This is a genomic window from Bradyrhizobium sp. Kon56 (genome assembly GCF_055807635.1).
This window is the reverse complement of the sequence record NZ_JBVVOU010000012.1, coordinates 67,607-84,929: the sequence shown is the minus strand read 5'-3', so window position 1 is coordinate 84,929 and position 17,323 is coordinate 67,607. Positions and strand designations below refer to the sequence as shown.

Below are 17,323 nucleotides of genomic sequence, written 5' to 3'. Positions count from 1 at the left end.
ATATGAATTACGGCATCGCATTCACGCCGCTTGTTCCCACGATCGTGCTGTGGCTCGCGCTGGCCGCGATCGCCGTCATCGCGCTGGTGCTGCTGCTGGCGCGGGCGCGCGGCGCTGCCGTGCGCGTGGCCGCGCTGGCGCTGTTCCTGCTGGCGCTCGCCAATCCCTCCTTTACCCGCGAGGACCGCGATCCCCTCACCTCGGTCGCCGCAATCGTCGTCGACAAGAGCCCGAGCCAGAATTTCGGCAACCGCAATCGCGAGGCAGCGACGGCGCAGGAAGCGCTGGTCGACAGCCTGAAGAAGATCAAGGGACTCGAGGTCCGCGTCGTCGATGCCGGACAGGCCGACGGCGAGACCGACGGCACCAAGCTTTTCGGGGCGCTGGCTTCGGCCTTGTCGGACGTGCCGGTCGACCGCGTCGCCGGTGCGTTCCTGATCACCGACGGCCGCGTTCACGACATTCCGGCCAACGCCGCCGGGCTCGGCTTCCAGGCGCCGGTGCACGCGCTGATCACGGGGCAGAAGGACGAGCGCGACCGCCGTATTGCGGTCATCGCCGCGCCGCGCTTCGGCATCGTCGGGCAGCCCCAGACCATCACCTACCGCCTCGACGACCAGGGCGTCAGCGGCGAGCGCGCCAAGGTCACCGTCCGCAGGGACGGCGAGGTCATCAACGAGCGCACGCTTTCGAGCGGCCAGGCCGCAAGCGTCGACGTCGACATCAAGCATTCCGGGCCGAACATCGTCGAGATCGAGGCCTCGCCGCTCGAGCGGGAATTGACGCCGGTGAACAACCGCGCCGTCGTCGCCATCGACGGTGTGCGCGACAAGCTGCGCGTGCTGCTGGTCTCAGGCGAGCCGCATTCCGGCGAGCGCACCTGGCGCAATCTGCTCAAGTCCGATGCCAGCGTCGATCTCGTCCACTTCACCATTCTGCGGCCGCCGGAGAAGCAGGACGGCACACCGATCAATGAATTGTCGCTGATCGCGTTTCCGACCCGCGAGCTGTTCCAGCAGAAGATCAACGAATTCCAGCTGATCATCTTTGACCGCTATGCCCGCCAAGGCGTGCTGCCGATCGCTTATTTCGACAACATCGCACGCTACGTGCGTTCCGGCGGCGCGGTGCTGGTCTCGGCCGGCCCCGACTACGCCTCCAACACCAGCATCTGGCGCACGCCGCTGGATTCGGTGCTGCCCGCCGAACCGGTCGGGGTGACGGAAAAGCCGTTCTACGCGCATCTGTCCGACGTCGGCAAACGCCATCCCGTCACGCGTGGCCTCGAGGGCTCCGCCTCCGAGCCGCCGCGCTGGAGCAGGTTCTTCCGCACCGTCGATACCCGCAATGCGGTCAACCCGCCCGTCATGACGGGCGTCGACGGCAAGCCGCTGCTGTTCCTGTCGCGTTTCGGCGAGGGCCGCGTCGCGCTGCTGCTCTCCGACCACATCTGGCTGTGGGCGCGCGGCTATGAAGGCGGCGGTCCGCATCTCGACCTGTTGCGGCGGATGTCGCACTGGCTGATGAAGCAGCCTGATCTGGACGAGGAAGCGTTGCGCCTGCAGGTGCAGGGCAAGAATCTCGTGGTGGTGCGCCAGACCATGGCGGACAGCGTCCAGCCGGTGAGTGTGACCTCGCCGTCGGGCGTGTCGCGCGACCTGACGCTTGCAGCCGGAGATCCCGGCGAATGGCGCGCCAGCCTGCCGGCGAGCGAGCTCGGGCTGTGGCAGGCCACCGACGGCACGCTGAAGGCGCTGATCAATGTCGGCCCGACCAATCCGAAGGAGTTTTCGGAAGTCACCTCCACCACCGAAACGTTGAAGCCGCTGACCCAGGCGACCGGCGGTGACGCCGTGCGCGTGGTCGACGGCGCCAGCGTCGAGCTGCCGCGCATCCTGCCGGTCCGCTCGGCGAGCGTCTTCCATGGCGACGGCTGGATGGGCGTGCGGATGCGCGACGCCAGCGTGGTGAAGGGCGTCGGCGTGCTGCCGATCTTCGCCGGCCTGATCGGGCTGTTGCTGCTGCTCGGCGCGTTTGCTGCGACGTGGATGCGCGAGGGGCGCTAGGCGGCTTACGCGCGTCCCTTCGCTTCCCGTTAATCGGATAAATCCCATCGTCACTTCTTCGCCGGAAGCTCCATAACGCCTTCGACCCCGAACTCGGTCGCATGTAGCACGTTGTGAAATCTGGAGGCGGTTCTTCCTCGACCCTGGGCAGGCGTGTCCCTGTCCAGGCATCGCCCGCAGCGGACAAGAGCAGTTCTGAACGCAGCCCTTCGCAGCACTTAAACAGTGCGAGCGTTCGATGAGAAGCGGAGTTACTCGACCATGACAGACCCACTTCACCAGCGCACGTTCAGCTCGCCTCGTCAGACAACGCGCTATATCGAGTGCGGGCCGGTCGACAGACCGTTGATGATTTTCGTCCATGGCTGGCCGAGCATCAGTTTGATGTGGCGCGCGCAGATGGAAGCGTTTGCCGCCGACGGTTGGCACTGCGTCGCTCCCGATCTGCGCGGCTACGGCGGCTCTTCCACGCCTGCAGCCAACGACGCCTATACCATCGAGGAAATCGTGACGGACATGGCCGAACTCCATGATCACCTGGGCGGCAAGCCTGCGATCTGGGTTGGCCACGACTGGGGCTGTGTTGTGGTCGGTGAGTTGGTCGCGCATCAGCCAAAGCGCAGCCGCGGAGTCGTGCTGACCTCGCTGGCATATCAACCCGACGGGCACGCCCTGCGCACAGTCGTCCCGCTGGTCGACCGGACGATTTATCCGGTCGACCAATATCCGGATGGCCAATGGGATTACTACCGTTACTACAACACGCACTTCGAGGCGGCAGTCGCCGACCTCGATGCAGACTTGGCAGCATCGCTGGCGTCGATCTTTCGGCCAGGCGACCCCGCCGGCATCGGCAAGGTTTCGCCGAATGCGATGGTCACGCGCAATGGAGGGCGCTTTGGCGCCGCGCACCGCGCTCCGCCGACTGAGCCCGATTCGGCTCTCTGGCCGCCGGCGGACTTCGACGTGCTGGTGCAGACGTTCAAGGCTCATGGCTTCCGCCCATCCTGCGCGTGGTACATGAACGACGACGCCAACATCGCCTATGCGCGCAAGGCACTCAATGGCGGCCGCCTGTCGCAGCCGGTGCTGTTCGTTAACGGCGACTTTGATCAGATCTGCAGCATCACCGGGAATCGCCAAGGTGACCCGATGCGCGCCACCTGCCCGGACCTGACCGTAACGAGCATGCCCGCAGGGCATTGGCTGCCGCTGGAGCGCAAGGCAGAACACATCGAGGCCATCCGCACCTGGCTCCGGAGCAAAAAGCTCTGATGCCACCTGCTCGCGCTGACACTGAGTCCAATCGCCGTCCGCGTAAGCCGTTTGACAGGTCCTCAGCCTAGGCTTTCAGTTGCCTGCACGACACGGCAAGGAGCCGGCCCGCTCGGGTCGGCTCGACAGCGGTTGACATCCGCTGACGGATTGCGCGATGTTACATTATAACATCGCGGGATCAGGGGATGATACCTCGCGATGTGGGGTGGCGTTTCCAGATGAAGTGGTTCCGGTCGAATATCAGGCACGGCGCCCGGCTCGCGATCTTCGCGATGCTGGTGCAGTTCGCGCTGACGTTCGGCCACAGCCATTGGTTCGCCCAGGCGGCTCCCCTCGCCCAGTCCTCGCTGCAGCAGACCGACGGCGCCCAAGCTCCCGCTTCGATCGACCGTTCCGCGGTCGAGAGGCAATCGCCATTGGCTCCCGACAGGGAGCAACCGGGCGAGGACAATTGCGCGATCTGCGCATTGGTCGCGATGGCGGGCACCGTCTTGTTCGCGGCGCCGCCTGTGTTGCTGCTGCCGCAGGCGATCGACCTGCTCTACCGCACCACGGACGCCGAATTCGTCCACCTGAAATCGGCCGGTACGGCATTCCAGCCCCGCGCCCCTCCCGCGTCCTGACTTCCACAACGCTTGATCACGCCCGGGCTCGCCGCTTTCAGGCGCATTCCCGGGAGCAGCTGAAGTCGAATTCCGTCGCGCAGCGACGGCAGGCCGCCTCCGATCAGCAGACGAACATGCGGACGGCGCCTGACTGGAATCAGGACCATGTCATTCAAATTGCGGCGCGCGCAGCGCCTTGGCGGAGCAAGCCTGCTCCTGCTCGGCGCCGCCACCTCGGCGCTGGCCGAGGATAAGTCATCGACCGAGATCCCCGCCGTCACCGTGACGGCTCCGAGCCCCATCGTGCGCAGGGCGGTGGTGCCGACCCGCAACCCCGGTCGTCCCACCCGAACCGCGCGGGCACGCAGCCACCAACGCGCTGCGGACGCCACGCCGGCAACCTCCACGCCGGCCGCACCTCAGCAGGGCGTGCTGCCCATCGTGACCAACCAGTTCGCGACGGTCACGGTGGTGCCGAACGAAGAGATCCGCCGCGAGGGCGGCGGCCAGCTCGGCGACCTCCTGTTCTCGAAACCCGGCATCACCGGATCGAGCTTCGCGCCCGGCGCCTCCAGCCGGCCGATCATCCGGGGACTTGACGTCAACCGCGTCGGCATCGTCGAGAACGGCACCAATGCCGGCGGCGCCTCCGATCTCGGCGAGGATCACTTCGTTCCAATCGATCCGCTCGCGACCAACCAGGTCGAGGTGGTACGCGGGCCGGCTGCGCTGCGCTATGGCTCGACCTCGATCGGCGGCGTCGTCAGCGCCACCAACAACCGGATTCCGGATGCGCTGCCGAACTGCGGTGCCCAGCCGTTCCAGAGCTTCGGCCTGCCGGTCAAGGCGCCGCTCGCAGCGGCCGCGACTTCGCCTTGCGTCAGCGCCGAGACGCGCAGCGCGTTCAGTTCGGTCGACCGCGGCGTCGAAAGCGGCGTGCTGCTCGACACCGGCGGCGGCAATTTTGCCTTCCATGCCGACGTCTACGGCCGCAACACCACCGACTATAGCATCCCGAGCTACCCGTACCTGAATGACCAGACCCGGTCCGTCGCCAACGGACGCCAGCCCAACTCGGCGACGCGCTCGGACGGCGCCTCGATCGGCGGCTCCTACTTCTTCCAGGGCGGCTATATCGGTGCGGCGATCACGCAGAACGACGCGCTCTACCACATCCCCGGCGTCGACGGCGCCGACCACAACACGCGGATCGACGGCCATCAGACCAAGATCAACGTCAAGGGCGAGTACCATCCCGACGCTACGGCCATCGATGTCGTTCGCTTCTGGGCCGGCGCGACCGATTACCGGCACAACGAGATCGGGCTTGCCGATCCCGCCGATCCCAACACCGACGGCGTGCGGCAAATCTTCACCAACAAGGAGCAGGAGATCCGCACCGAGGTGCAGCTGATGCCGTTCAACGCGCGCTTCGCCGAGGTAACGACGGCGCTGGGCTTCCAGGTCGGCCATCAGGAATTGAGCGCGCCGAGCCCGGACAATCCGGGCACGCTGTTTAACGGCCTGTGGGACCCGAACAACAGCACGCGCGTTGCGGGCTATGCTTTCAACGAGTTCAAGTTCACGGAAGCGACGCGGGCGCAGATCGCCGGCCGCATCGAGCATGTCGAGCTGCACGGCACGACGCCGGATTTTCCCGCGGACTTCCTGCCCGACGGCACGCCGCAGGCGGGTATCGGTCGCAATCCGTCCTTCACGCCGAAGAGCGGCAGCATCGGCTTGTTGCAGGACCTGCCGGGCGGCCTGGTCGGCAGCATCACCGCGCAATATGTCGAGCGCGCGCCGAAGGCGGCGGAGCTGTTCTCGCGCGGTGCGCATGATGCGACCGCGACCTTCGACATCGGCAATCCCAACCTCGGCATCGAGACCGCGAAGTCCGTCGAGGTCGGCCTGCGCAAGGCAACGGGGCCGTTCCGCTTCGAGGCGACCGTCTACTACACGCACTTCAACAACTTCATCTATCGCCGTCTCACTGGCGTGATGTGCGACGACGACTTTGCCTCGTGCGGCACGCCCGGCGCCGAGGTGAACCAGGCGGTCTATTCGCAGCGGGACGCGAACTTCCGCGGTGGCGAATTTCAGTCGCAGCTCGATGTCGGCGCGTTCCAGGGCGGCATCTGGGGCATCGAGAACCAGTTCGACGTGGTCCGTGCCACCTTCACCGACGGCACCAACGTGCCACGCATTCCGCCGGTGAGACTGGGCGGCGGCGTGTTCTGGCGCGACGACAACTGGCTGATGCGCGTTAATCTGTTGCACGCCTTCGCTCAGAACAACGTCGCGGTGATCGCGGAGACGCCGACACCGGGCTACAATCTCTTGAAGGCCGAGGTGAGCTACAAGACCAAGCTCAACCCGAATGCATTCGGCGCGCGCGAGATGCTGCTCGGCCTCGTCGGCAACAATCTGTTGAACGAAAACATCCGCAACTCGGTGTCCTACACCAAGGACGAGGTGTTGATGCCCGGCATCGGGGTACGGGCGTTCGCGAACTTCAAGTTCTGAAAGCGCGATTGCTAGCCGGACTTCATCGTGCTGTGGCTGAGGCGGCCGCTTCGGGGGCCCCCTCTGATGCCTCCTGAAACAGCACGGCAAACAGCAGGGTCCATAATGTCAGGAGAGAAATAGGGATCGTGTAGTACGGTGTCGCGATCGGATAGGTGAAGAAGAAGGCGAGGTTGAGCGCCAGATTGGCGATCGTGAGCAGCGCGACGCGGCGAATGCCGTTCGCCTGCCGCAACAGCCAGATCGAGCCTGCGATTCCGATGACGATCAGCAAGGTCTGGAGCGGATCGGCCAGATAGTCCCGGACCACCGCGAACGAAAAATCCAGTGGCCTGACATCGGGATTGTTGCCGTAGGTCGATGCGAACGGACTGCCGGCGTTGACGGCGTAAGAGACGATGGTCGGGATCACGCCGGCCAGCAACGCGACGCCGAACACAAGCCCCTGCAAGAACCGGGACATCGTCCGCTTCGCAAGAAACGCGACGAGGAGAAAGAGACCATAGCCCGACGCCAGGAAAAGGTTGGCCAATCGAAAGTCGACGGTCAATCCGAGCAGGAAACCGATTGGCGCCAGCAGCCAGATATTCGGTTGAGATCGCGGGCCCGCCAGCCATCGCGCCGTGAGACATCCTACGAGCGCGCACACGACGACCGTCGGGGCCATCGAATAGCTCGCCTTGACCGGATTGACCATCAGGTAGATCGCAAGACAGCCGAACGTCCCGGCCATCAGGACCAACCTCATGCTGCGCGCGAGAGAAAGCGCAAACAGCGCAAAGCCCAGGACGACAATGGTCGCCAGCATGTACATGGGCGCGACCTGGTGCCCTGGCGGAAACAACGCCAACACGAGGCCGACGCCCGGCGGGTATTGAATGACGACCTTCCCCGTGGCCGGCATCAGATTGTGACATGGCGCCGCGGTCGTATCGTTCCAGTCGGGGTAGCCGATCTCCTTCAGCTTTGCTTTCTGATAGCCATCGTCGTCGCGGGTGAGGCTGGTGTCGAATCCCTCCACCAGCCCGAATCTCTGGAACAGATGCGCCTGCCGCAGGTAGCAGATGTCGTCATAGACGCCGCGCGCCTCGTTCCATCGCATCATGGTCCAGAAATGGCCGACCAGCACCGCGAGAAACAACACGACGAAGAAGGCTTTGCTGGTGTGGATCTTCTTCATCGGGATCATGCTGGGGCGGGAGGCGGCTGCTTCAGCGGAATGCGAGATAGAGATTGGACGATAGCAGGCCGAGCGACAAACCGGTGTAGCCCACGGCCGCGGACTTGGGGTTGGAGGACTTAGCACTCGCAGACTTGGCAACCAGCGCGGCGAGCCCCAGCAGCCGTTTTCGCGTCATCAGGATCAGATTCTGCTCGTCGGTCCATTCCGACTTGCCGGCGATCATGCAGGCGATCCTGAAGGTGCCGTCCAGATAGTGCGCCAGCGGGATGGCCGTGTGGTGCTCAACCGGAAAGAACCTGTTGGGCACCGTGATGAAGACCCGTCGCGCGACGCGGCCAAGCTCCTCGACCAGGAACACCTGGTTTTCATGGCTGCCGGCATGCTCGAGCACGGCATTGGACGTCGCGACGTCGAACGCATTGTCGTCAAACGGCAGCCGTGTATTCGGTTCGATCTGCACGTAACGGCAAAGCGGAAAAGCCGCCTTGAACCCGATACCTTCGCCGAGCCCGCAAGCCGTGATCTTGTGCTGATCCGGGTAGCTTCGCTCGAGCACGTTGGCGCCGTCGTTGATCACGTCGGACACGCCGACATCCAGGATCTCGTCCGCCGAGGACGGCTGCATCTGGGCGATGAAATCCTGGTAGATGCGGTCGCGCGCCGCGATCAGCAGCTTTTCCGCCGTGCTCCCGGACGCCACTTCCCGGTAATATTGCTGATCGACCGGCACTGCCCTACCTTCATGTGAGCTTCGAAGCGAGGGCGCGTCAGGTTCGCGTCTTGCTCCAGTCGGGACCGACCGGCCCCGATACGCCTTCGAACGCGCCCTCGACCAACTCGATGACGAGGAGCCGGCTGTAATCGACCGGGCCCGGCATGGTGACGCGTCCCTTGGGGACTTGCTTGAAGCCGACGCGGCTGTAATAGGGTTCGTCGCCGACCAGCAGCACCAGGCGATGGCCCTGCGCCTTGGCATCCTTCAGCGCGCGCTCGAGCAGCAGCCGGCCGACGCCGCGGCTGCGGAACGGAGGCTCGACCGTCAGGGGCCCGAGCAGCAACGCCGGCGTGTCGCCGACGCAAATCGGCAATTGCCGGACGGATCCGACCAGCAACGTACCGACGCGGGCGGTGAAGGATAGATCGAGCACATGGTCCACGTGCTCGCGGATGCGGTACGCGCTGAGCACGAAGCGGCCCGGTCCGAAGGTGCGTTCGTGCAGCCGCTCGATCGCCTGAGCATCGCCGACGGCTTCCGACCGGATGGTGAGGGAAAGATCGTTCATCGCGTCGGCGGGATATCACCTTGGAGGGCAGCGGTCCATACGATTGCGCCCGGCCCCCGGGGCAATTTCAGCTCCGCCCGAGCGGTGGTTGGGACAGGTAGGCGAGCATCTTCATTTCCCGCCGCCCGCGCGTCACGGTGTCGAGCACGAGCCCCGACGAAGCCGAAAGCAGCGCCATGATCATCAGACCCATGGAAAGCACGGCGGTCGGCAGGCGCGGTACCAGGCCGGTTTCGAGGAAGGTGATCACCACGGGCAATCCGAAAGCGATCGACAGCAGCGCGAAGACGATGCCGATCGCCGAAAAGAAGCGCAGCGGCCGCTCCAACCGGTTGAGCTTCAGCATCGTGTTGAAGATGCGCAACCCATCCTGCCAACTATTGAGCTTGGAGAAGGAGCCTTCCGGGCGCGCATAATAGGGCGTCCCGACCTCGGCGACCGGCAGCGACAATTCCAGCGCATAGACCGAGAACTCGGTCTCGATCTCGAAACCGCCGGACAGGACGGGAAAGGATTTGACGAAGCGGCGGGAGAACACGCGGTAACCGGACAAGATGTCCTTGAAGGTGTGGCCGAAAGTCGATGCCAGGAAACCGGTGAACAGCCGATTGCCGATGCGATGACCGCGCCGGTAGGCCGCTTGCGATTGATCGACACGCAGGCCGACAACCATATCCAGATGCTCGTCGAGGAGCTGGTCGATCATGCGCGACGCGCTCGGCGCGTCGTAGGTCGCATCGCCATCGACGAGCACGTAGATGTCGGCTTCGATGTCTGCGAACATGCGGCGAACGACGTGGCCTTTGCCCTGGCGCCGTTCGCTGCGCACGATCGCTCCCGCCTCGCGCGCGACCGCCGCGGTACGGTCGGCCGAATTGTTGTCGTACACGTAGACCTCGGCCGCAGGCAGGGCCTTGCGGAAATCGGCGACGACCGTCGCGACGGCGGCTTCCTCATTGTAACAGGGCACCAGCACGGCGACCCGAAATGGCCATGACGTCGTCGATTCAGACAATCTTCATCCCTCGTCCATGCGCCGACACCGCAGGCGCGGCGATCTACTAGCACGGGCAGCCATCATCGCCACGTCGCAATCCGCGGCCTGTCGTGCAGGACTTCGGCGATCCGCAACCGCGTGCCCGGCGTGGTCCCCTCGGGCAGCGCAGTGACCGCGAAGAATCCGCACTCCGCGATCTCGCGGTTGGGCGCGGGCAGGCGATCCTGCTTGAACTGCCTGACGACGTAGACCGCGACATGGTCGCGGCGGGAGACGTGGCTGTTGAGGAAGATGCCGTGCAGCACGGCGTCGCCGGTGAGATCGATATCCCCCTCCTCCTTGAGCTCGCGGCGCATCGCGTGCTCCATGGTCTCGCCGAGATCGACGCCGCCGCCGGGCAGATACCAGCCCGTGACGTAGCTGTGCCTGACCAGGAACACCCTGGTGTCGGCATCCACCACCACGGCGCGGACGCCGAGCGTCATCCCGCGGACCAGCAGGAAATAGGCGTGGAAGATTCGCCGCAGCAGCGGCTCGAATTTCCGTCGGACGCTGTTCAGACGTTCCCCCATCGGGCTCCCTTGATGCCCCGCTTGCACCTAGCCTGCGACCTTGCCATTACAGCGGACGAATAGCGAGGCAATCGCCCCCCATGGCTCCCTTCACGCTCGCCCATCTGTCCGACCCGCATCTGCCGCCGCCGCCGAAGCCGCGGCTGATCGAGCTCGCCGGCAAGCGCGCGTTCGGCTATGTCAACTGGACGCGCAACCGTCACAAATACCAGCGCCGCGAGGTGCTCGACGCCCTTGTCGCCGACGTGAAGGCGCAAGGTCCCGACCACATCGCGGTCACAGGCGATCTCGTCAATCTGGCGCTGGAGGCGGAGTTCGCGCCGGCGCGCGCCTGGCTCGACGGCGTCGGTCCGCCCGACCGCGTCACCACGATTCCCGGCAATCACGACGCTTATGTCCGCGCTACCTTTCATCGCTTCGGCGAAACCTTCGCGCCCTATCTTGCGGGCGACGATGGCCGTATCGGCTTTCCGAGCCTGCGCCGGCGCGGGCCGCTCGCACTGATCAGCCTGTCCACGGCGGTGCCCACCTTGCCGTTGATGGCGACAGGCGCGCTCGGACGCGAACAGCTCGCGGCGCTCGAAGAGGTGCTCGAGCGGCTCGCAACCGAGGACGTCTTTCGCGTGCTGCTGGTGCATCATCCCCTGAAGTCCGGCGCGCGCCACAAGCGCATGACTGACTCCGCCGGGCTGCTGACGCTTTTGAAACGCCACGGCGTCGAGTTGATCCTGCATGGACACGACCACATTCATTCGACGATGTGGTTCGAGGGACCCAACGGCAATATTCCGGCCCTCGGCGTGCCGTCGGCCTCCGCGCTCGCGCACGGCCGCACCCCGGCTGCGGCCTACAATCTGTTCACGATCGAGAAGGACAACGCCGGCTGGCGTTGCGAGCAGACGGTGCGGAGCCTGGGGGCTGGACTTCAGATCGGACAGATCAAGCATGTGAGATTGATTTGAGGCCGCCCGTCATTGCTCGCAATGACGACGGCGAACGTCTCACCAGCTCCGCAGGGCCGCGAGCACGGCAACACCGAACAGCGCGGCGGCGCCGAGCACAAATCCGAACACGAACGGCCAGACGCGCGAGCGGCGCCGCGGCGGCGCTAGCTCGGGCTTCGGCTCGGGCGGGACCACCATCGCATGCTCGCGTTCGATCATGCGGCGGGCGACATAATCAGTCACGGCCTCGACGATGACAGCGGTGTCGTGCGATTCGGCGAGCACGATGCGGCCGAAGCGGGTGTCCTGCACGAAGCGGTACATTCGCTTGTCACGCCCCATCAAGATATGCGCGACGACGTCGATCCAGAGCCTGGGCGTGTCGCCCTGGCTGATGCCACGGTCGAACAGGTCGATCTGATCGGGCACCTGCGCGAACAGGGGATCGAGCGAATCGTTGAGGATCTCGAGCCGCGCCACCTCGGCATCGCGCAAATCGACGACGACGCCGGTCCGGTCGGCGGCCTCGATCCGCGCGCGCAACAGCGCATCGCGCAGCCGCACCGGGCGCGGCTGGCTGGGATGGATCCCGCTGGTCTCGGGCTCTGACATTGGCGGCCTCGTCCTCACTTGGCGGGATTAACCTATCAGCAACCAAAGTGTCCGCAAAGGGCCTACAATTCCAGTGACTTACGACGCCCACAAATCTTTCACCTGTGCCAAAAACAGACGGTCCCACCCGGCTTGCGCCGGATGGGACCCTCCGTCCTTGGACGTCTTCTTATTCAGATTGGCATGCAAGTTCAGATTGTCACGCCGAGACCCGCGACGGCTCTTCCACGATCGAGAAGCGGACGCCCGCCTTGTGGCGGTTCTCTTCCGAGACCGAGCGCCAGGCGTCCTCGGCCTCCTTGCGGGTCTTGAACGGACCCTGCACCTGGGCCGAACCTTCCACGAGCTTGTGGAAGTTCATCGAACCGAACTCGCCGCCGATCACCCAGAAATTGCTGTTGGTCATTGTCGTCTCCTGTCGATTAGCGTGATGCGTTAGCCGAACTGGTTCATCGTGTTGTGGGCACCGCCCGCCTTCAGGGCAGCCTCGCCGGCGAAGTATTCCTTGTGGTCGTCGCCGATGTCGGAGCCGGCCATGTTCTGATGCTTGGCGCAGGCGATACCCTGACGGATCTCGGCGCGCTGGACGTTCTTGACATAGCCGAGCATTCCCTGGTCGCCGAAATATTCCTTCGCCAGATTGTCCGTCGATAGCGCCGCCGTGTGATAGGTCGGCAACGTGATCAGGTGGTGGAAGATGCCGGCACGCTTGGCCGAATCCGCCTGGAAGGTACGGATGCGCTCGTCGGCTTCCTTCCCCAGCGGCGTATCGTCGTATTCCGGCTTCATCAGCTCGGCACGATTGTACTTGCTGACGTCCTTCCCGGCTTCCTTCATGGCGTCGTAGACCTGCCAACGGAAGTTGAGGGTCCAGTTGAACGAGGGCGAGTTGTTGTAGGCCAGCTTCGCGTTCGGAACCACCTTGCGGATCCGGTCGACCATCTTGGCGATCTGCTCGATATGCGGCTTCTCGGTTTCGATCCAGAGCAGGTCGGCGCCGTTCTGCAGCGAGGTGATGCAATCCAGCACGCAGCGGTCTTCGCCGGTGCCCGGGCGGAACTGATAGAGATTGGAGGGCAGGCGCTTCGGACGCATCATCTTGCCGTTACGGTTGATGATGACGTCGCCGTCGCGGGCGTTCTCCGCGGTCACTTCCTCGCAATCCAGGAAGCTGTTGTACTGGTCGCCGAGGTCGCCGGGCTTGTGGCTGACCGCGATCTGCTGGGTCAGGCCGGCACCGAGCGAGTCGGTGCGGGTCACGACGATGCCGTCTTCAACGCCGAGTTCGAGGAAGGCGTGGCGGCAGGCCCGGATCTTGGCCAGGAACACCTCGTGCGGCACGGTGACCTTGCCGTCCTGGTGGCCGCACTGCTTTTCGTCCGAGACCTGGTTCTCGATCTGGAGCGCGCAGGCACCCGCCTCGATCATCTTCTTGGCGAGCAGATAGGTGGCCTCCGCATTGCCGAAGCCGGCGTCGATGTCGGCGATGACGGGCACGACATGGGTCTGGAAGTTATCGATCTTCTCGATCAGCTCCTTCTCTCTGGTCTTGTCGCCTTCCTTGCGGGCCTTATCGAGGTTGCGGAAGATATCGTTCAGCTCGCGCGAATCGGCCTGACGCAGGAAGGTGTAGAGCTCTTCGATCAGCGCCGGCACCGAGGTCTTCTCGTGCATCGACTGGTCCGGCAGCGGGCCGAACTCGGAGCGCAGCGCCGCGATCATCCAGCCGGACAGGTACAGATAGGTGCGATCGGTCTTGCCAAAGTGCTTCTTGACCGAGATCAGCTTCTGCTGGGCGATGAAGCCGTGCCAGCAGCCCAACGACTGCGTGTACTTGGTGGGGTCGCCGTCGTAGGCGGCCATGTCGGCCCGCATCAGCGCCGCGGTGTAGCGAGCGACGTCGAGGCCGGTCTTGAAGCGATTCTGCAGGCGCATGCGGGCGACGGCCTCGGCCGACACCCCGTTCCAGGTCGGCTGGGTCTCCAGGAGCGACCGGGCCGCCTCGACCTCACTCTGATACGAGGCAGGGGCCTGGAAGGTGCTGATGCCGCGGGGCTGGTAATTCATGTGCCTGATCCTTTCACGACGATGGCACCGCCATCGACATTCTTGACAATGCATTGCGAGATGCGTGTCAGAAGCTAAACGCGAGAAAGACTAGCTCGTATAGTAGTCTTGTATTTGAATGGTGATGTCATGTAACATAGGTGATTGTAATAAATGTCACTTTGTAAAACTTGTGAAGAATATAGGTCAGTAAGACTGCCTTACGGCTTTGGAGACCTAGAATGCCCGCCGGATCCGGTAAGAAGCTCTTCGTCGGCCCGCGCTTCCGGCGGATCCGGCAGCAATTGGGGCTGTCGCAGACTCAGATCGCCGAGGGGCTCGGGATCTCGCCGAGCTATGTCAACTTGATCGAGCGCAACCAGCGTCCGGTGACTGCGCAGATCCTGCTACGGCTGGCCGAAACCTACGACCTCGACCTGCGCGACCTCGCGACCGCCGACGAGGACCGCTTCTTCGCCGAACTCAACGAGATCTTCTCCGACCCGCTGTTCCGCCAGATCGACGTTCCCAAGCAGGAACTGCGCGATCTGGCCGAGCTTTGCCCCGGCGTCACCCATGCGCTGCAACGGCTCTATGCCGCCTATACCGAGGCCCGCCAGGGCGAGACGCTGGCCGCGGCGCAAATGGCCGACCGCGACGTCGGCACCCGCTATGAGGCCAATCCGGTCGAGCGCGTCCGCGAGCTGATCGAGGCCAACCGCAACTACTTTCCGGAACTCGAGCAGGCCGCGGAGACTCTGCGCGACGGACTGAACGTGCCGGCCGAAGAGCTTTATGCGGCACTGGCGGCACGGCTGCGCGAAAAGCATTCGATCCAGACTCGCATCATGCCGGTGGACGTGATGCGCGAGACGCTGAGGCGCTTCGACCGCCATCGGCGCCAGCTCCTGATCTCCGAACTGGTCGACCCGCCCGGCCGCGCGTTCCAGCTCGCCTTTCAGCTCGGCCTCGTTGAATGCGCGCAGCATCTGGAGACCATCATCGGCCGCGCCGGCGCGCTCGACGACACACCGCGCCGCCTATTCCGGATCACGCTCGGCAACTACTTTGCGGCCGCGGTGATGATGCCCTACCCGGCCTTCCTGGCCGCGGCAGAAGCGTTGAACTACGACATCCATCTGCTGGCGCAGCGCTTCAATTCCGGCTTCGAGCAGGTCTGCCATCGGCTCACCACCCTGCAGCGGCCGAACGCGCGCGGCATCCCGTTCTTCCTCTTGCGCGTCGACAATGCAGGCAATGTCTCGAAGCGATTTTCGTCGGGCACGTTCCCGTTCTCGAAATTCGGCGGCACGTGTCCGTTGTGGAACGTGCACTCGACCTTCGACACGCCTGACCGCCTGCTGAAGCAGGTGATCGAGCTGCCGGACGGTACGCGCTATTTCTCGATCGCGCAGATGGTGCGCCGCCCCGTCGCGCCGCACCCGCTGCCACAGCCGCGCTTCGCCATTGGCCTCGGCTGCGAGATCCGTCACGCCGCGCGCCTCGTCTACGCTGCCGGCATCGATCTGGAGAAAACGGAGGGCACGCCGATCGGCGTCAACTGCCGTCTCTGCGAGCGCGAAAACTGCGCCCAGCGCGCCGAGCCGCCGATCACGCGCACCCTGATCCTGGACGAGACGACGCGGCGGGTGTCGAGCTTTGCATTCTCGAATGCGAGGGAGCTGTAAAGCACACCGCTGTCATGCCCCGCGAAGGCGGGCATCCAGTACGCCGCGGCCTATCGGTTCAATCCCTGCCCTCTCGGAGTACTGGACGCCCGGTCAAGCCGGGCGATGACAATTGAATGTGCGGCTGCACCCAATCCCTACGCCAGCGTATGCACGATCACCGGCCCGGCGGCGGCGCGGGCGTCGCCTGCAAGCAGCGCGCCCAGATCCTTCTCGATCCAGGCGATCGCACGCCTGTTCGCCTCCTCCGCCTGCTCGAATTTGTCGAAGATCGAAATCGCCGTGACCGTGTCGTCACCGGCATAGACGACGTAATAGGCGCGGAAGCCGTCGACGTCGCTGATGATCGGAACGGCGCCTTCCTTGATACGGCGCGCCAGCTCTTCGGCGCTCCCGCTTTTTGCCTTGGCCTGACGGATGGCGGCATACATGGCATCCTCGCTTCGGGCTATCTGGTTTGAGGGCTTGGTGCCCGGACCGCATGCTACGCCGAAGCGCGCGGGCAATCCACGCTTGGTTAACTCGGCGCTAATTCAGTTCCGCGATCCGCAACGATCGATTAAGCACGCCTCAACATCGCTGCCTTAGTCTCGCCCCACTCACTTTTCGCAAACAACGGCGGCTTATTCTGCCGCGTGAAGTGACATCAGGGGGTTCATCATGCGCATTGCGTTGCTGCTGACCGCGACCATTGTCGGCGCGCTCTTTGCCAATCCATCCCATGCCGGACCGCTGGATCCGTCCTCCGGCGCAGCGCAGGCGTTACCGCCGGGCTTCCAGAGCTACCGCGGCTACATGTTCGACCTGTCGGAGAATTCCGACCGCAAGGATGTCGACAAGCTCACCGACAATGTGAAGAGCCAGATCGACGTGGTCGAGGCTGCCGGCCTCTCGCCGCGCGTGCTGCGCTTCTTCCGCACCGTCCCGATCATCGCCAGCGAGCTGGCCTGCCTAGACGAAGGCGCCGCGACCGCGTGCTACGGCCGGGTCACGCCTGACATCCAGCGCACCGCTCCCCGCACGCTGACGGTCTGGGACCCCAACAAGCAGCGCTGGAGCAATCCGAACGCCGTCGACCTCGCGGTCGATTCCGGCCTCGGCGTGATCATGCTGCGGCCGGACATGATGCGTTACGAAAAGGAAGCGGTGCTGCTGCACGAACTGCTGCACGCCTACCATGCGCGGCTGTTGCCGGACGGCTACGCCAACAAGGGCGTGATCGGCTATTACGCCTACGCCAAGTCCAAGGATCTCCTGCCCAAGGAATCCTATGCGCTGAAGAATCACATGGAATTCTTTGCGGTGACCGCCAGCATCTTCCTGGCCGGGAAGAGCGAATTCCACGACCCGAAGTCGCGCGAGGCGCTCAAGGAGAAGTTGCCGGACTATTACAAGTATCTGGTGGGGGTGTTCGGCTTCGACCCCGATCCGGCAGCTGCGAGCGGCCCGGTCGCCTCGCTGAAGTAAGACAGACAGCGCAAAACCAAGGCAGAGAGCCGCGCGCACAGCGCGGCTTTTTTGTT

At 64.4% G+C, this 17,323-nt stretch carries 16 protein-coding genes; 7 read left to right on the top strand and 9 right to left on the bottom strand.

What is annotated here, in order from left to right:
- Positions 1–2: 2 nt before the first annotated feature.
- The 4 genes from AC0L3B_RS20425 (at position 3) to AC0L3B_RS20410 (ending at position 6,475) form a co-directional block, all read left to right on the top strand.
- Positions 3–2,066 carry a hypothetical protein gene (locus AC0L3B_RS20425; RefSeq protein WP_247299580.1) on the top strand — a complete coding sequence of 688 codons (2,064 nt, stop codon included), beginning with the start codon at positions 3–5 and terminating at the stop codon, positions 2,064–2,066.
- A gap of 261 nt (positions 2,067–2,327) precedes the next feature.
- Positions 2,328–3,341 carry an alpha/beta fold hydrolase gene (locus AC0L3B_RS20420; RefSeq protein WP_026232849.1) on the top strand — a complete coding sequence of 338 codons (1,014 nt, stop codon included), beginning with the start codon at positions 2,328–2,330 and terminating at the stop codon, positions 3,339–3,341.
- A 221-nt stretch (positions 3,342–3,562) separates the two neighbouring features.
- A complete protein-coding gene (locus tag AC0L3B_RS20415; protein ID WP_018454959.1) occupies positions 3,563–3,967 on the top strand; it encodes a DUF2946 family protein in 405 nt (134 codons plus the stop codon).
- Positions 3,968–4,114: 147 nt separating this feature from the next.
- Positions 4,115–6,475: a TonB-dependent receptor gene (locus AC0L3B_RS20410; RefSeq protein ID WP_473380953.1), complete on the top strand. Its 2,361-nt coding sequence runs from the start codon at positions 4,115–4,117 to the stop codon at positions 6,473–6,475.
- Between the two features lie 22 nt (positions 6,476–6,497).
- On the opposite strand, the gene AC0L3B_RS20405 is transcribed toward AC0L3B_RS20410, so the two are convergent.
- From AC0L3B_RS20405 to AC0L3B_RS20385, 5 genes are all read right to left on the bottom strand, one after another.
- Positions 6,498–7,655, bottom strand: a complete 1,158-nt coding sequence (locus tag AC0L3B_RS20405) for a hypothetical protein (RefSeq protein WP_240543335.1) — start codon at positions 7,653–7,655, stop codon at positions 6,498–6,500.
- A 31-nt stretch (positions 7,656–7,686) separates the two neighbouring features.
- Positions 7,687–8,388, bottom strand: coding sequence for a methyltransferase domain-containing protein (locus tag AC0L3B_RS20400; protein WP_247299584.1), 702 nt, complete (start codon positions 8,386–8,388; stop codon positions 7,687–7,689).
- Between the two features lie 37 nt (positions 8,389–8,425).
- On the bottom strand, positions 8,426–8,941 hold the full coding sequence (locus tag AC0L3B_RS20395; protein ID WP_018454963.1) for a GNAT family N-acetyltransferase: 516 nt from the start codon (positions 8,939–8,941) through the stop codon (positions 8,426–8,428).
- Positions 8,942–9,008: 67 nt separating this feature from the next.
- Positions 9,009–9,956: a glycosyltransferase family 2 protein gene (locus AC0L3B_RS20390; RefSeq protein ID WP_473380952.1), complete on the bottom strand. Its 948-nt coding sequence runs from the start codon at positions 9,954–9,956 to the stop codon at positions 9,009–9,011.
- Between the two features lie 62 nt (positions 9,957–10,018).
- A complete protein-coding gene (locus AC0L3B_RS20385; RefSeq protein ID WP_085352656.1) occupies positions 10,019–10,510 on the bottom strand; it encodes an NUDIX domain-containing protein in 492 nt (163 codons plus the stop codon).
- 80 nt (positions 10,511–10,590) lie between these two features.
- Between AC0L3B_RS20385 and AC0L3B_RS20380 the strand changes: the two genes are divergently transcribed.
- Positions 10,591–11,472, top strand: coding sequence for a metallophosphoesterase family protein (locus tag AC0L3B_RS20380; RefSeq protein WP_085361315.1), 882 nt, complete (start codon positions 10,591–10,593; stop codon positions 11,470–11,472).
- Positions 11,473–11,511: 39 nt separating this feature from the next.
- On the opposite strand, the gene AC0L3B_RS20375 is transcribed toward AC0L3B_RS20380, so the two are convergent.
- From AC0L3B_RS20375 to AC0L3B_RS20365, 3 genes are all read right to left on the bottom strand, one after another.
- Positions 11,512–12,066: a hypothetical protein gene (locus AC0L3B_RS20375; RefSeq protein WP_018454967.1), complete on the bottom strand. Its 555-nt coding sequence runs from the start codon at positions 12,064–12,066 to the stop codon at positions 11,512–11,514.
- A gap of 199 nt (positions 12,067–12,265) precedes the next feature.
- Positions 12,266–12,472, bottom strand: coding sequence for a DUF4170 domain-containing protein (locus tag AC0L3B_RS20370; protein WP_007595122.1), 207 nt, complete (start codon positions 12,470–12,472; stop codon positions 12,266–12,268).
- A gap of 29 nt (positions 12,473–12,501) precedes the next feature.
- Positions 12,502–14,133, bottom strand: coding sequence for an isocitrate lyase (locus tag AC0L3B_RS20365; protein ID WP_473380951.1), 1,632 nt, complete (start codon positions 14,131–14,133; stop codon positions 12,502–12,504).
- Positions 14,134–14,354: 221 nt separating this feature from the next.
- On the opposite strand from AC0L3B_RS20365, the gene AC0L3B_RS20360 reads away from it, so the two are divergent.
- Positions 14,355–15,800: a helix-turn-helix domain-containing protein gene (locus AC0L3B_RS20360; RefSeq protein ID WP_018454969.1), complete on the top strand. Its 1,446-nt coding sequence runs from the start codon at positions 14,355–14,357 to the stop codon at positions 15,798–15,800.
- Positions 15,801–15,937: 137 nt separating this feature from the next.
- Here AC0L3B_RS20360 and AC0L3B_RS20355 read toward each other — a convergent pair whose 3' ends face one another.
- Positions 15,938–16,231: an antibiotic biosynthesis monooxygenase gene (locus tag AC0L3B_RS20355; RefSeq protein ID WP_007607017.1), complete on the bottom strand. Its 294-nt coding sequence runs from the start codon at positions 16,229–16,231 to the stop codon at positions 15,938–15,940.
- Between the two features lie 229 nt (positions 16,232–16,460).
- Here AC0L3B_RS20355 and AC0L3B_RS20350 point away from each other — a divergent pair, with 229 nt between their 5' ends.
- Positions 16,461–17,267, top strand: a complete 807-nt coding sequence (locus AC0L3B_RS20350) for a hypothetical protein (RefSeq protein WP_018454970.1) — start codon at positions 16,461–16,463, stop codon at positions 17,265–17,267.
- Positions 17,268–17,323 lie beyond the last annotated feature (56 nt).